The following is a 14213-nucleotide window of genomic DNA, read 5'->3' as shown; positions in this document are numbered from 1 at the left end:
CAAAATCCCATCACCGAAGGTGATATGGAATGGATTTTGACCAAGTTACTGTGAACGGAGTGAACAGTAAACATTTATTTCCTGATCTGGCCGTTTCCATAGATGATATATTTCGTAGTTGTCAGCGCAAACAGTCCCATTGGCCCTCTGGCATGAAGCTTCTGGGTACTGATGCCGATTTCTGCGCCATATCCGAATTCAAAACCATCAGTAAATCGTGTAGACGCATTCACATAAACTGCCGCCGCATCTACTTCATCCAGGAATTTCTGGGCATTGGTATAATTATTGGTGATGATTGCCTCAGAATGTCCTGTATTGTAGCGGTTGATATGTGCAATTGCCTCATCTACAGAATACACTACTTTAATTGAAAGTATGTAATCCAGATATTCCGTTCCCCAGTCCTCTTCCGTAGCAGGAACCGCTCCCGGCATCAGCGGACGGGCAGCTTCATCTGCACGCATTTCCACATCTTTTGTTTTCAGCCTTTCTGCAAGCACTGGAAGAAGTTCATCTTTTACCGCTGCATTTACCAGAAGTGATTCACAGGCATTGCATACTCCGACTCTCTGTGTCTTGGCATTCATTATAATATCTGCCGCCATATCAAGATCTGCAGTCTCATCTACATAAATATGGCAGTTACCTGTTCCTGTCTCAATAACCGGAATCGTACTCTGATTTACCACAGCTTTAATAAGTCCTCTTCCTCCACGCGGGATCAGAACATCCACATATTCATTCATTTTCATAAATTCTGCTGCTGTTTCCCTCGATGTATCCTCGATCAGCTGGATTGCATTTACTGTAACCCTTTCATTCTCAAGTGTTTCACGGATACAGTCTACAATTGCCTTATTGGAATGAATCGCATCACTTCCACCTTTGAGGATCACGACATTTCCTGTTTTAAAACAGAGTCCGAATGCATCTGCCGTGACATTGGGGCGGGCTTCATAAATGATTCCGATCACACCTAAGGAAACTCTTTTCTGACCGATAAGAAGACCGTTAGGACGTTTTTTCATTCCTGTCACTTCACCAATCGGATCTTCCAGTGACACCAGCTGCCTCAGTCCCTCAGCCATTCCCTGGATTCTTTCTTCTGTAAGAAGAAGTCTGTCGATCAGACCCTCCGGCATATTATTTTTCTTTCCGTTTGCGACATCTTCTGCATTAGCTTTCAGAAGCTGTTCTGTACATTCAACCAGATGATCTGCCACTGCTGTAAGTACTTTATTTTTTTTGTCTGTTGTAATAATCCTCAGTGCGTTTTCTGCTTCTTTTGCATTTTTTCCAAGCTGTAAAAGCATCTCATTCATTTTCTGCCGCCTCCTTTATGCTGCCCCTGTTTATTTCAGATAAAAAGTAGAAGTCTCTGTTGCGATAATCTCAGGAGAAATATCCGTAGGTTCTACAGGCACTTCATCCAGAATCTGAAAATCAAATGCTACTGCCAGACGTTTAATCTGTGGATGTTTTTCCAGAAAACGGTCATAAAATCCACCGCCATATCCTACCCTGTGATTTTCCCGGTCAAAGGCAACTCCCGGCATGATCATCAATGCTTCTTCCCACTGGATAATTTCACCTCTTGCCGGCTCCGGGATTCCGAAATATCCTTTTTCGAGCTGTGAAAAATCGATCAGTTTATAAAACACCATATCCTGTCCCACAACTTTCGGAACTGCGACTTCCTTGCCTGCTTTCCAGGCTTCTTCAATAATAAATCCAGTCATGACTTCATGATTGTAATCTGCATAGGCAAGAATACGGGAACTGCTCTGAAATTCAGGAAGTTTCGTCACTCTTTCCGTGATCATTCGGCTCCATTTTTCAACTTCTTCATCTGTACAGGATTTTCTTGCTGCAAAGATTTTTTTTCTAATTGCCTTTTTTTCTTCCATATTTTTCTCCCAGATTTACAATCGTTCCATCTTTTTCTTTGATGTCTATATTATTCAGCTGTGCCCTTAAGTTATTACGTACAGCTGCCAGATATTCCTGACGGAGTTCTGCCTGTTCCGCTTTTTCTTCCTCTGTAAGGCCTACACTTTTGGCCTTATGAGCAAGTGTATTGATCCTGTCAATTTTTACGTTGTCTATCATGTCAGTTTCTCCTCTATAAAAGTTTCTCGATATAATCAATAAGATAAAATTCTTCTTTTTTGTCACCAACAAAAAGCGTTCCGTAATTACGCCCTTCTATGATCTTGTGAATCACATGAAAATCTGCTCCATTGGCAATGACCATGTCAGCACCTGCAGCTGTGGCAATTTCTGCTGCCGTAAGTTTCGTGGCCATCCCGCCTGTACCGACCTTACTTTTCGGTCCCTTACCCATGCTGAGAAGTTTTTCGTCCAATTTTTCAACTGTATCAATAAATTTCGCCTCTGGATTGGTATTAGGATCATCGGTAAATAATCCATCAATATCGGAAAGCAGAATAAGGAGATCTGCCCCGATAAGCCCTGCAATTACCGCAGAAAGAGTATCATTATCGCCAAAAGAGTCAAGCATTTCCAGCTCATAGCTTGAAATGGAGTCATTTTCATTTACAACAGGGATTGCTCCCATTTCAAAAAGTTCACCGAAAGTATTTCTTGCATTTATGCGATTCAGATTATTAACCATTGTATTCTTGGTCATAAGAATCTGCGCAGCCACCTGGTTATACTCAGCAAACAGTTTCTGATAAATCATCATAAGTTTTGCCTGTCCCACTGCAGAACATGCCTGTTTCTTCTTCAATTCTGTCGGTTTTTCATGAAGACCGAAAGAAGAAGCTCCCACTGCAACTGCACCGGAAGTAACCAGTACCACATCTTTCCCCTGATTGTGAAGGTCACTCAGTTCACGGACCAGCACTTCAAGTTTGCGCAGATCCAGTTTATTTGTTTCTTTGTGGATCAAAGAAGAGGAACCAACTTTGACCACAATACGCTTTTTGTTTTTCAGCAGTTCTCTGTAATTCATTATGTCTGTATCTCCAGTTATTTATTGATAGGTAATTGCATCCAGTTTGTCGTCCTGTACGATCTCAACCCAGGTAACTCCGGGATTCAGCTTAACTTCCTGATTATCCATTGTTATATAATGAGTCACACCCCACGGGGAATCCTTCTGCCAGATAATGTCGATGGCCCTGCCCCTGGTAATGTATTTGCCTTTTCCTCCGGAATTACCGTTTCCATCTGTGATCGTGTCTATCTTTTTATAGCTTGTACCCTCGTAAGTCGTAACATCGGAATACTGAACCAGTATATTGTCGCAGGTAAGCTGTTCACCGGTAAGATCGTCAACCTGCGCAGTCCCGAACTGATAACGGCTGTATTTCTTTGTTTCAGGATCATATATGAAATACGGATGATTATGGTTAAAGTTATCAAAATGGACTTCATTTGCCACTGTACCCTGAGGCAGAGTATTCTCACTTCCGTCCTCAGCAAACACATAATGGCCTTCATAACCGTCTTTGAATTCTCTCCGGTATCCCATTTTGTCGATCCCCTGCTGGATAAGCTCATAGTTTGTGTAGGCATTGTGCGGCGCTTTTCTGTCACTTGATCTGAAAAATGCCGTACTGCCAAGCTTAATGCCATTCAGATTGTCGATCAGATGCTGTTCAAAATAAGGCAGTACAAAAGCAGACTGTCCATAATGAGCATAAATAGCATCAAACTCATTTGCATAAAAAATATAATAATCCCTGCAGCTTCTTATGGAGCCGATTCTTTCCACATCCTGGTAATCTTCAAAAATACCCATCAGTCTGGTAATATCTCCTTCTACAGGTGCTTCATATATTACGCCTGCATTTGCAATCCCGCTCTGCGGACATCCTTCGCGGATGTTGTTCAGCATAACTGCAACTGGTCTTACCCTGCCCTCAGATTCCGGCACATCAAGACCAGTCAGGTAACTTTTGACCATTTCATCTCCATCTGCTGCATAAACCATCTGTGGTACAGTTCCGATCATCAGTGCTGCAAGTGCTGCTGCAAGAATTTTCTTTTTCATACGGTACAATTCCTTTCTTATCTTGTAATACCAAGGTCTTCCAGTGCCTGTGCCTGCTTTCTTTCCATTACGGCCGCTTCTTCCGGTTCCATATGGTCATATCCCAGAAGATGAAGCATACTGTGTGCAAACAGGAAACTGAACTCCCTCTCTACACTGTGTCCATATTCTTCTGCCTGTGCAAATACTTTGTCTACAGAAATCATAACATCTCCAAGTACAAGTTCTTCTGTATCCAGATCAAAATATTCATCCTGATCCTCTACAATAGAATAATCTGCCGGTGTCTCAAAAGGGATCATCGGAAAAGAAAGCACATCTGTCGGTGCTCCGATAGAACGGAACTCCTGATTTACTTTTTTAATTTCTTCATTATCTGTGATCACAAGATTGACACTGACATCATAGGGACAGTGCTCTGTTTCCAGGATATGAGCTGCTACTCTGGAAGCCAGTTTCTCGTAATCTATATTAAGCTGACGTTCTGTTTCATATTCGATCTGAATGGTCATTCTCCACTCCTCCTGGCCGGTCGTGACTGTTTACGTGCCGGTTTCTGTTTTTTTTCGTAATTTTCGTAAGCCTGAACAATCTGCTGTACAAGCGGGTGACGTACAACATCTTTACTTGTAAGTTTACAGAAGCCAATATCATCAATATTCTTCAGGACTTTCATTGCAACATCCAGTCCTGACACAGCATCTTTCGGAAGGTCCTTCTGAGAAGCGTCACCTGTGACAACAACTTTTGAACCAAATCCTATACGTGTCAGAAACATTTTCATCTGTGCAGGAGTTGTATTCTGTGCCTCATCAAGAATAATAAACGCATTATCCAGTGTACGGCCTCTCATATAAGCAAGAGGAGCAACCTCAATAAGGCCTCTTTCCATATTTTTGGCAAAACTGTCAGCCCCCATGATCTGGTAAAGGGCATCATACAGTGGTCGTAAATAAGGATCGACCTTACTCTGAAGATCTCCGGGAAGGAAACCAAGTTTCTCGCCTGCTTCGATTGCAGGTCTTGTCAGAATGATCCTGCTCACTTCTTCATTTCGAAATGCAGTGACTGCCATGGCCATGGCAAGGTAAGTCTTTCCTGTTCCTGCCGGTCCTACCCCGAATACGATCATTTTCTGACGGATCTGTTCAACATAATCTTTCTGTCCAAGAGTCTTGGGTTTGACAGGTCTGCCCTGTATTGTATTGCATATAAAATCTTTATCAATTTCTGTAAGTACCTGATTCCGTTCTTCCATTGCCAAAGAAAGCGCATATGTTACATTCTGTCTGATAATAGTATTTCCTTTTCGTGCCAGTTCCACCAGTTCTTCTATCAGTTTGCGGGCCTGGCCGGCGCTTTGCTCCGTTCCCAGGATTTTCAGCATACCGTCTCTGGATATCAGGGTTACATTCAGCGTCCGCTCAATCAGCTTCAGGTGCTCGTCAAACTGTCCTGAAATATTGCCTTCCAAATCTGCGGGTATCTGAATGTGTAACTCGATAATGCTGTTAGTCATTCTCTGCTGTCCTTTCTACCGGCTGTTCCATCATTTCTGTCGGAACCTCACTGCCGGTTTTTTGAATAATGTCCAAAGACCCTTTGCTGATACAGGTCTTATGGTCCACATTTATTTTAACATTATTTTCAGATATTTGAACCCCTTTTTCCATTAATTTTTCTTCATAAAGCTGTAAACTTCGCCAGGCAGCAGCTTTCGCTTCTTTTTCAGTACGTGTCACCTTCTGAATGCGGAAATTTCTGTCTGTGATCCTGCCAGCTGTCAGAGGAAGTATATATGTATCTGTGATCTTCAGTTTAAAATATTCTGCAAATCTGTGCCACTGATCCTCCTGTAGTTTTCCGGGTCCCAAATACCAGTTCCCTATCTGCAGGGAAAATCTGTGGTACTTCCTGTCTGTATATTCGGTTTTTTCATACTCCATCGGAGTCTCATGATAGTAGGCCAGCCTTCGTTTTATATAGATATCTGCGTCTGCATGTACATATTCATAGCGTACCACTTCCTGACTGTCATCTCTGATCTCAATTCTTCCTGAAACAAGAATATCTCCTTTTTTGCAGTCATCTCCCGTTTTTACCAAGGGAACGCCTGTTCTTGTTACCATTTTGACGATTTTCCCCTCTTCCTCTGCTGCCAGATCACAACTGTCCTCCTTCGATTTTCTGAGTTCTGTCTGAAAAATGTCTTCACGAATCATAACCTGGAGCCAGGCACCGTTAAGGCTCACCGAAACCCACGAAACTTCCGGATATTCATCCCTTACTGCAGCGGCAACATCTGCACAATGTATTCTGGACTTTGGGGTTCCGGGAGTAATACCCTGCTGTTCCAGAAACCTCAGTATTTCCGGTGTACTGTTTTTCAGGTTGCCCTCTACAGATATGTTCCATATATGGGTCGAAAAATAAAGAAGAAGTCCCAGGCAGAGTATTATTCCTGCAAAAAAAGCCTTTCTTTTTTTGCTTTGATAAAAAAAGAAGGGCAATCCACGTTTTTCAAGAATATGTATTTTTGTGTTCGTTTTCTGTCGCAGAGGCTTCAACTGAAAAAAAGAACGTACACTTATAAGACAGGTATAACAGTCTGGTGCCGTACAGATAATGTTTCTGACGCAGATACCACGGTTCCGACACAAGTTCAGGAATCGTTCAGCCTGTTCTCCCTGTATCTGTATCTGCACACAGCCTTTTCTCATGCCTGGAATTTCATTCATTTTTTGCCTCCTGCTGTTCCAGAATAACCAGGAAAAAACGCCCGCTAACCCGCATTTCCTCTGTTGTATACCATGGAATCTCAAGATTACTGCCCTGAAGTGTTATCTTTCCCCTGAATGTCAGTATGATTATTTCTTCTTTTGTATAGCGCAAAAGGCTTTTGTAGTTTTCAATCACAGCCTGATTTTTGCCGGTTATGGTAACAACAGTTTCCTTTTCTGCAAGATCACCCGGAACTTCAAGTACCGACAGCAGATTATCTTTCCACTGATATCTTTTTTGCATCAGGCAAAAAACCTCCGGCTTTTACACTTAATGTATGCCGGAGGTTTCTTTGATATTCTTTATACTGACCGAAACAAAACCATGGAAAACCATAAAATTGTATTACCACCCAGATTATATTCCATCTGCTGTTTTTCCACGATTTCACTTACGACAACGCCGTGACTCTCCAGACAGGGATGCATCCGGTCCGGATGTCTGCATGGCTTTCCCTGTGGAAACGCACATTCTTCACAGATATCACAGGATTCAGTCGAAAGAGTAAATGTATCATATCCCATATTTTTCAGGAATCTGTCTACTTCTGTAGTCAGATTCTCGTGAGCATCTCTTGTTGCAAGCATCTCTTCCATGTTCATAACATCAGAAACTTCTGCTACACTGGAAAAAAAGACTGCCTGATCATATTTATGAATTCTATCTCTGCACTCTTCAAGTGTTCCTACTGCAGGTGGACAGGCCCATGTGGAATTATATCTCTCGCATTCCTGCTGACAGACAATACGTACTCTTTTTTCAACTGTGATATCAGCTGCATTCAGAAGGCGGTATTCATAAATCGGATACTGTGAAATAAATGCCTCAAAATCTGCAGTGTTAAACTCTGTTCCCATCAGGAATTACCCCCATTAATCCAGAATGATCAGTGCCATAAATACCAGATTTTCATCTCCGCTGTTTGTAAGTCCATGGCCTTTGCCATCAGGTGTAAATGTGACATCTCCGGCTTCTACCATACGAAGTGTTCCATTATCACTGTAAATACCTTTACCGGAAAGGATATAATAAGTCTCACTTTCGTTATGATGTTCATGATATCCAAGGGAACATCCTGGTTCAAGAGTAACTTCCGCATACATTCTGCATTTTCCGTTTAACTGTTTTTCATCGAGAAGTCGTTTGATAAGAACATGTCCTTCTCCGCCAGCCATATTTTCTACTCTTTCTGTTGTCATTTGCATATCCTCCTATAATGATATATTAGCCGCCATATAAAGCAGCCTGTATTACAAATCAGAGTCAGCCCCTGAAGTGTATTTATTTATGATACGGTTCATGATTCAGTATTCGATATCCTCTGTAAATCTGTTCCAGAAGAATCATCTGCATCAGCTGATGCGGAAAAGTCATTCTGGAAAAACTGAGTTTATAATCAGCTCTTTTCAGAACCTGATCTCCAAGTCCCAGTGATCCGCCAATAACAAAATCTATGGTACTCTTTCCCTCAACTCCAAGCTGTCCAATTTTCTTTGAAAGTTCTACTGAATCCAGCATCTTACCATCTATCGCAAGGGCAATCACATAATCCTGATCACGGATATGCTTCATAAGCCGTTCTCCTTCGATTGCCTTAATCTGTTCATTCAGGGCATCTGATGCCTTGTCCGGTGTCTTTTCGTCCGGAACCTGGCAGAATGTCAGTTTACAATAACGGCTCAGGCGTTTGGAATATTCCTTTATTCCGTCATTCAGATATTTTTCTTTTATTTTTCCTACTGTTATGATTCGAATTTCCATTACAGTACTTCCTCTATATAATTCTGGAACTCTTCCATCGTCATCAGTACCTTACGAGGTTTTGTTCCCTCTTCCGGCCCTACCACACCGGCATCACACAACTGATCCATGATACGGGCAGCCCTGTTGAAGCCGATCTTGAACATTCGCTGCAACATGCCAATGGAGGCTTTTTCCTTGTCAATAATAAATTTCCCGGCTTCCTCAAAATAGACGTCTCTTTCTTCATTGCGGTCTCCGCCTCCCGAAAGAGAAACTGTATTAACCTGCTGCTCAATCTGAGTATTATACTGTGTTCCAGGATTCTTATCCGCAAGGAATGCCACAATATCACTGACTTCTTCATCTGATACAAAAGCCCCCTGCAGTCTTGCAGGTTTCTGATATCCCTGAGGATAAAACAGCATATCACCTTTTCCGAGGAGTTTCTCGGCTCCATTCATATCCAGGATTGTTCTTGAGTCTACACCTGAAGAAACAGAAAATGCAACTCTGGACGGCATATTTGCCTTGATAAGTCCGGTAATAACATTTACAGACGGACGCTGAGTGGCGATGATCAGATGGATTCCTGCTGCACGTGCAAGCTGAGCAAGACGACAGATTGCATCTTCTACCTCACCAGGTGCTACCATCATAAGGTCTGCAAGCTCGTCAACAATGATTACAATCTGAGGAATCTTATCCGGACGTTCTTCACCTTCCGGAATACGCATACCTTCTACTTTACGGTTATACTCCTCCAGATTGCGGACACTATATTCTGCAAATGTGTTATAACGGTTCATCATTTCCGAAACGGCCCAGTTCAGGGCTCCTGCTGCTTTTTTCGGATCTGTCACAACCGGGATAAAGAGGTGTGGAATTCCATTATAAACACTTAATTCCACGACTTTCGGGTCGATCATGATCAGTTTTACATCATCCGGTGATGCTTTGTAAAGAAGGCTGACGATCAGCGTATTAATGCAGACAGATTTACCGGACCCTGTTGCTCCTGCTATCAGAAGATGCGGCATTTTTGCAATATCTGTGACAACCGGTTTACCTGCAATATCTTTACCTACCGCAAACGCCAGCTTTGATTTCGCACTCTGGAATTCCTGTGACTGAATGATATCTCTGAGCATGACTGCCTGATTTTCTTTATTTGGAACCTCAATCCCCACTGCTGCCTTGCCCGGAATAGGTGCCTCAATACGAATATCCGGGGTTGCAAGATTCAGTTTGATATCATCCGCAAGATTTACGATCTTGCTGACCTTCACACCCATTTCAGGCTGAAGTTCATATCTCGTAACAGTAGGGCCACAGCTGACATTGGTAACCGTAACATTTACTCCGAAATTATGCAGTGTATCCTGAAGTTTCTGTGCAGTCTGTCGTAGATGCGCATCTGAATCTCCCTGAGACTTCCCGTTTCCTCTTTTAAGAAGTTTCAGAGGTGGGAAATGATACTCTTTTTTTATGGTTTCTTCCTGCTTCGTGATCTCTTTCTGAATATTCTGTATACCACTTTCAATCTCCTGCTGAGAAGACTTCGGATTTTTGGCTGGCTGGCTGCTTCTGGCCTCCGGTGCAGATTCCAGCTGTGGTACTGTTTCCGGCTGAACCGGTGCAGCTGAAACAGGCTCTTCCGGCCAGGTTTCGGCAGGTTCCATATACTCCGGCACATGTTCTTCCTGTATAACTTCTTCAGTTGGCTGTTCATCTACAGATTCTTCCTGTACAGGCTGTGGTTCATCATAAACAGGTTCAGATCTGTGAATCTTAAACTCAAGCTGACCACGTCCTGTTTCCTGGGCTTTTACCGAATATTCATCACTGTCTGCAGCCTGAACTTCTGCATTTATGTTTTCTCCTGCCGCTACTTCTTCCGGCTGATAAATGGAAATAGCCGGTGCCTCAGGCTGTTCACTCTGAGGCGGCGGTGTCAGTTTTGTTCCCTCAAGGAAACCTCCTGTATGAATCTCTGACTGATTCATTTTGGAAGAATTGCGGTCTTTTCGTTTTTTCTGTACAGCCGTGCCCTGTTTTTCCTCTGCAAGAGCTGTTTCCAGTTCTTTCATTCTTTCTGCTTTGCGCTGTTCACGTCTCTGCAAACGTTCCTGCTCACGCAGTTCTTTTCTCATATCACGTTCCGGTTGTCCTTCCATATAAAGATCATGTCCGTCCTTTACAACTGCGCAGATCATGTCCCAGATTCTGAAAACAAAACCAAAGAAAGACTTCTGCGTGATCAGAATCAGTGAGATCAGAAGCACAAGAAAAATAATAACATAACCGCCTGCCACTCCGAATGCTGAAGTTGTTGAAATACAGATTGCGCCGCCAAGAACACCACCACCTGTATGATATCCTGAGCAAAGGCTGTAATAATCTGCCAGAGTTATACTCTTCATATATCCCTCTGTCAACAGCTGAATCAGGCCGCAGAGAAAAACAAAAAACACGACTGCAGCCAGTGCTTTTTTATATGCAAGGGGATTATTTCTGTTGGACATAAGAAAGGCCGCACCTACAAACAACAATACAGGGAAAACATATGCCAGCAGTCCCATTACACCAAACGAAACTGTACTGATAGTACTTCCGACAGTTCCGCCCATTCCCAGATTGCTTATGATCAGAATTATGGATGCCGCCAGAATGATCAGCAGAATAATTTCTGTCTGAAATCCACTGGTAACTCCCTGGCTTACGTTTTTTTTCTGATTTGCTTTTGATTTTCCGGAAGTTTTCCTGGTGGTTCCTTTTCTGCTGTTCGTTTTCTTTGTTGCTGCCATTCCGGCACCCCTCCTATTTCTTTTTTGTTATCACATATAACTGATAACCAGTGATACAAATCCTATTACAAAACAGTAAACTGCAAGGACCCTGAATTTGCCTCTGTGTACGATCTTAAGTAGTCCCCGTATGGTGAGTGCTCCTACAAAAGCAGCTATTACCATACCCAGAACATATGTAACTCCAAGACCTGCCGTCATCTCGTCTGACCCAAACTGACCAAGTTCAAGAATAATTGCACCTATAATCGCCGGTATTGACATAATATAAGAATATTTTACAGCAAAACTCCGGCTGTATCCGCTCATAAGTCCGGCGCTGATGGTCATCCCGCTTCTGGACAGCCCCGGAAATACAGAAAGTCCCTGGCAGATCCCAATCCACATTGCGCTTGAATAACTGGCATCCCGGGCTGTTTTTGAACCGCCCGCCCGACTCAGATCAATAACAAGCAGAATGATACCTGTGATCAGAATTCCCGCTCCGGGTACAAGTCTGGATTCTGCCGCAAGCGCTACCAGTCTTCTGGAGGTATACCCAAGAAGAACTGTAGGAACCATGGACAGAAGTATCAGCGCCGTAAATTTGCGATATGTGGAATTTACGATCTTTGCGTAATGAAGATTATCACCGGTTCTTCGATTATGAATATAAAGGCTGGCATTTCCAATAAGATCAAATGTCATATCAAACGCTTCGTAAAGAATATGCCGTATGTCTTTCTGAAATGTCATAAACACTGCTGCCAGTGTTCCCAGATGAAGCATGGTTTCCAGAAGCACTCCCGGCCCGTGCTGCATTCCCATAAGGTTTTCTGCAATGCAGAGGTGTCCGAAACTGCTTACAGGAAGGAATTCCGTTATTCCCTGTATGATTGCAAGTAAAATAACATATAATACAGTCATATTTATACCCTGTTCTTTCGTCTATTGTTTGTTACAAAAGTCCACTAATCCTGGTCAGTATAACACATCCGGAAAAAAGTTACAAGAAAAACCGAACATCTGTACTTAATCCTGTACTCGATTCGTATTTACTCCTGTACATAATTTTCAAAACTCATCTCTTTGTTGTTAAAATTATTATAAAAATCTTCCGGTACAAGTCTGCCGCTTTTCACTCCTTCTGCAAAATATAAAAGGTTTTCAACACTGATCGCAGCACCGCTTATTCCTGAATTGGCAGCTGAAATATATTCCAGCTGTTTTTCATATTCACCTTTCAGATAAGAAGTTATAAACAGAAATGTATATTCAGAAACTTCCTCATTAAAATTTTGCCACCATCTGTTGGAATTCAGTTTTTCTGAACGCATTCTGTTTTCATTTATATAGCGGCTCATTTCATCTGCCGATCCTCTGCTGATATTAAATCCGTCTTTATAAGATTTATTATCAATAATTGTTCCACATACACCATGTGAAATAATAACATCAGGTCGTCTGGAATCTCCCAGCCTCATACCTTCAAACCCAAGTTCCTCCGTAAACAGTTCTGCAGTTCTGATTTCAAACTCCCTCGCATCAGCATTTTTTCCGGATTTTGTTGCGGCATCGCTGTATGCAAGCTCAATAAGGACAAGATATTTATGATCCAGATATTTAAGTTTTTTACGGACTCTGTCTTTAATTTCATTGACATTATCTTTCAGGCAGAATTCTCCCGGCGGCAGTTCCAGTCCTCTGATCCTGTCTTTCAGTCTGTATCTGTCACCGTTTTTCTGTATATCGATCCCTATGGAAATAAGACCTTTTATATGATCTTCCAGTGCTGTCAGATCCATATCAAGTGCAAAATCCTTCAGTTTTTGTCTGATCTGTTCCAGAGACTTCTCTGTTGATGACATTGCCTTCATGACAGCAGCTCTCTGATATCTCAGATAATCAGCTCCATGTGCCTTGTTTGACGCCAGCATTTCAAACAGGACAATTCTGTCAGGTCTTCGATGGCTTGAATTGCCATATGCACGGATAAGCGCCTTTTCTCCGGCTCTTGTCAGTGAATATGTCTGCAGTTCTGCTTCATACGTATGTCCTCTGTAACAGCCTTTTTTTATTTTTGCAGATGTTTCAACCCAGCCCATCTGCATACACCAGCTGGCAATTCCCCTTGCATATTTGTCTGAGTCACCTTCATCATTGCTGCGCACTGCTGTCTTTTCTTTCACTCCATCTGCTTCAGCATAATCACACAGATACACCTCCTGTGGAATCGATGTAAAACCCAGTTCTCCTTCAAATCCCAGTTTACCTCCCAGATTGAATTTTGTCTGGTTGTCCTGTTCTTTCAGAAGTGACAGGATTCTTATAACCGGCGGATATGACAAAAGAGCCATAGAAAGTGCTTCTTTCTCTTCTGTTGAATCATTCTTTGAATCTGCAAGCCTGATCCCGGTCGGAGTTATTTTACACGTATCAAACTTTTTATTATATTCAAGGAGTCCGCAGGATATTGCCCAGCGCAGATATCCGTCTGCTGACCAGTCGTCCGTATACGGTTTTTTTATTGTTATCTCCCCAGCCGGAGTCTCATATACTTTCTTCTTCTGACCATTGATCACTGCCTGGACAATGCCTGTACACAAAGCCTTTTCACGTCCCTGCGACCCGGCACCTTTTCCTTTCAGAAGGCCATATTTAACTTCGATTGAATTCTGATCCATCTGTTCACAGAATAGTTCATAATTCTGTTTTGAGATCTGTTTCAGATACAGCAGATACGGCAGACGTTCTTCGATCAGCCATTTATTTTCTTCTGATCCATGCTGAAATATACTGACAACTTTTTTTAATTTATTCAGATCTCCCGGGTTCTGCACCCAGCCAAATGTACGCTTTGCTGCCATTCTGCTTCCTCCTCT

Annotated in this window: 15 protein-coding genes; all 15 read right to left on the bottom strand. The window is 42.5% G+C overall.

Annotated features, from left to right (window positions below):
* Nucleotides 1–74 precede the first annotated feature (74 nt).
* Entirely contained in the window at nt 75–1325 is a 1251-nt protein-coding gene (locus ACTNB8_RS00135; RefSeq protein WP_441051175.1) for a glutamate-5-semialdehyde dehydrogenase, read from the bottom strand.
* Nucleotides 1326–1355: 30 nt separating this feature from the next.
* Nucleotides 1356–1910, bottom strand: a complete 555-nt coding sequence (locus ACTNB8_RS00130; protein WP_441051172.1) for a 5-formyltetrahydrofolate cyclo-ligase — start codon at nt 1908–1910, stop codon at nt 1356–1358.
* Nucleotides 1888–2109 carry a DUF896 domain-containing protein gene (locus ACTNB8_RS00125; protein WP_441051579.1) on the bottom strand — a complete coding sequence of 74 codons (222 nt, stop codon included), beginning with the start codon at nt 2107–2109 and terminating at the stop codon, nt 1888–1890. Before ACTNB8_RS00125 ends, ACTNB8_RS00130 begins: the two co-directional genes overlap by 23 nt.
* Nucleotides 2110–2125: 16 nt before the next feature.
* Nucleotides 2126–2980, bottom strand: coding sequence for a glutamate 5-kinase (proB, locus tag ACTNB8_RS00120; RefSeq protein ID WP_441051169.1), 855 nt, complete (start codon nt 2978–2980; stop codon nt 2126–2128).
* 21 nt (nt 2981–3001) lie between these two features.
* Nucleotides 3002–4024 carry a DUF3048 domain-containing protein gene (locus ACTNB8_RS00115; protein WP_441051168.1) on the bottom strand — a complete coding sequence of 341 codons (1023 nt, stop codon included), beginning with the start codon at nt 4022–4024 and terminating at the stop codon, nt 3002–3004.
* Nucleotides 4025–4041: 17 nt separating this feature from the next.
* Nucleotides 4042–4536 (bottom strand): rRNA maturation RNase YbeY, encoded by a 495-nt coding sequence (ybeY, locus tag ACTNB8_RS00110; protein WP_296157774.1) that lies wholly within the window; start codon nt 4534–4536, stop codon nt 4042–4044.
* The gene (locus ACTNB8_RS00105; protein ID WP_441051165.1) at nt 4533–5543 is read right to left on the bottom strand and encodes a PhoH family protein; all 1011 of its coding nucleotides are present in this window, start codon (nt 5541–5543) and stop codon (nt 4533–4535) included. Before ACTNB8_RS00105 ends, ybeY begins: the two co-directional genes overlap by 4 nt.
* Nucleotides 5536–6762, bottom strand: a complete 1227-nt coding sequence (locus tag ACTNB8_RS00100) for a sporulation protein YqfD (protein WP_441051162.1) — start codon at nt 6760–6762, stop codon at nt 5536–5538. The genes ACTNB8_RS00105 and ACTNB8_RS00100 overlap by 8 nt, the downstream gene beginning before the upstream one ends.
* Nucleotides 6755–7048, bottom strand: a complete 294-nt coding sequence (locus ACTNB8_RS00095) for a YabP/YqfC family sporulation protein (protein WP_441051160.1) — start codon at nt 7046–7048, stop codon at nt 6755–6757. Before ACTNB8_RS00095 ends, ACTNB8_RS00100 begins: the two co-directional genes overlap by 8 nt.
* Before the next feature lie 59 nt (nt 7049–7107).
* On the bottom strand, nt 7108–7662 hold the full coding sequence (locus tag ACTNB8_RS00090; RefSeq protein ID WP_441051158.1) for a DUF2284 domain-containing protein: 555 nt from the start codon (nt 7660–7662) through the stop codon (nt 7108–7110).
* Between the two features lie 15 nt (nt 7663–7677).
* The gene (locus tag ACTNB8_RS00085; protein ID WP_296157765.1) at nt 7678–8004 is read right to left on the bottom strand and encodes a cupin domain-containing protein; all 327 of its coding nucleotides are present in this window, start codon (nt 8002–8004) and stop codon (nt 7678–7680) included.
* Between the two features lie 82 nt (nt 8005–8086).
* Nucleotides 8087–8566 (bottom strand): 23S rRNA (pseudouridine(1915)-N(3))-methyltransferase RlmH, encoded by a 480-nt coding sequence (gene rlmH / locus ACTNB8_RS00080; protein WP_296157764.1) that lies wholly within the window; start codon nt 8564–8566, stop codon nt 8087–8089.
* Complete coding sequence (locus ACTNB8_RS00075; protein WP_441051156.1) at nt 8566–11352, bottom strand: DNA translocase FtsK 4TM domain-containing protein; 2787 nt, start codon at nt 11350–11352, stop codon at nt 8566–8568. The genes rlmH and ACTNB8_RS00075 overlap by 1 nt, the downstream gene beginning before the upstream one ends.
* A 30-nt stretch (nt 11353–11382) precedes the next feature.
* Complete coding sequence (locus ACTNB8_RS00070) at nt 11383–12258, bottom strand: undecaprenyl-diphosphate phosphatase (protein WP_441051153.1); 876 nt, start codon at nt 12256–12258, stop codon at nt 11383–11385.
* A gap of 128 nt (nt 12259–12386) precedes the next feature.
* Nucleotides 12387–14198 (bottom strand): restriction endonuclease FokI C-terminal domain-containing protein, encoded by a 1812-nt coding sequence (locus tag ACTNB8_RS00065; RefSeq protein ID WP_441051152.1) that lies wholly within the window; start codon nt 14196–14198, stop codon nt 12387–12389.
* Nucleotides 14199–14213 lie beyond the last annotated feature (15 nt).

Source organism: Blautia sp. HCP28S3_G10, assembly GCF_052065235.1.
GTDB lineage: Bacteria > Bacillota > Clostridia > Lachnospirales > Lachnospiraceae > Blautia_A.
Note: the sequence above shows the minus strand (reverse complement) of the source record. Positions and strands in the feature narration are given on the sequence as shown.

What these genes read in the sequence shown, in the direction of transcription:
- ACTNB8_RS00135 (WP_441051175.1), bottom strand. Translation starts at nt 1,325, where the DNA reads ATGAATGAGATGCTTTTACAGCTTGGAAAAAATGCAAAAGAAGCAGAA.
- ACTNB8_RS00130 (WP_441051172.1), bottom strand. Translation starts at nt 1,910, where the DNA reads ATGGAAGAAAAAAAGGCAATTAGAAAAAAAATCTTTGCAGCAAGAAAA.
- proB (WP_441051169.1), bottom strand. Translation starts at nt 2,980, where the DNA reads ATGAATTACAGAGAACTGCTGAAAAACAAAAAGCGTATTGTGGTCAAA.
- ACTNB8_RS00115 (WP_441051168.1), bottom strand. Translation starts at nt 4,024, where the DNA reads ATGAAAAAGAAAATTCTTGCAGCAGCACTTGCAGCACTGATGATCGGA.
- ybeY (WP_296157774.1), bottom strand. Translation starts at nt 4,536, where the DNA reads ATGACCATTCAGATCGAATATGAAACAGAACGTCAGCTTAATATAGAT.
- ACTNB8_RS00105 (WP_441051165.1), bottom strand. Translation starts at nt 5,543, where the DNA reads ATGACTAACAGCATTATCGAGTTACACATTCAGATACCCGCAGATTTG.
- ACTNB8_RS00100 (WP_441051162.1), bottom strand. Translation starts at nt 6,762, where the DNA reads ATGAATGAAATTCCAGGCATGAGAAAAGGCTGTGTGCAGATACAGATA.
- ACTNB8_RS00095 (WP_441051160.1), bottom strand. Translation starts at nt 7,048, where the DNA reads ATGCAAAAAAGATATCAGTGGAAAGATAATCTGCTGTCGGTACTTGAA.
- ACTNB8_RS00090 (WP_441051158.1), bottom strand. Translation starts at nt 7,662, where the DNA reads ATGGGAACAGAGTTTAACACTGCAGATTTTGAGGCATTTATTTCACAG.
- ACTNB8_RS00085 (WP_296157765.1), bottom strand. Translation starts at nt 8,004, where the DNA reads ATGACAACAGAAAGAGTAGAAAATATGGCTGGCGGAGAAGGACATGTT.
- rlmH (WP_296157764.1), bottom strand. Translation starts at nt 8,566, where the DNA reads ATGGAAATTCGAATCATAACAGTAGGAAAAATAAAAGAAAAATATCTG.
- ACTNB8_RS00075 (WP_441051156.1), bottom strand. Translation starts at nt 11,352, where the DNA reads ATGGCAGCAACAAAGAAAACGAACAGCAGAAAAGGAACCACCAGGAAA.
- ACTNB8_RS00070 (WP_441051153.1), bottom strand. Translation starts at nt 12,258, where the DNA reads ATGACTGTATTATATGTTATTTTACTTGCAATCATACAGGGAATAACG.
- ACTNB8_RS00065 (WP_441051152.1), bottom strand. Translation starts at nt 14,198, where the DNA reads ATGGCAGCAAAGCGTACATTTGGCTGGGTGCAGAACCCGGGAGATCTG.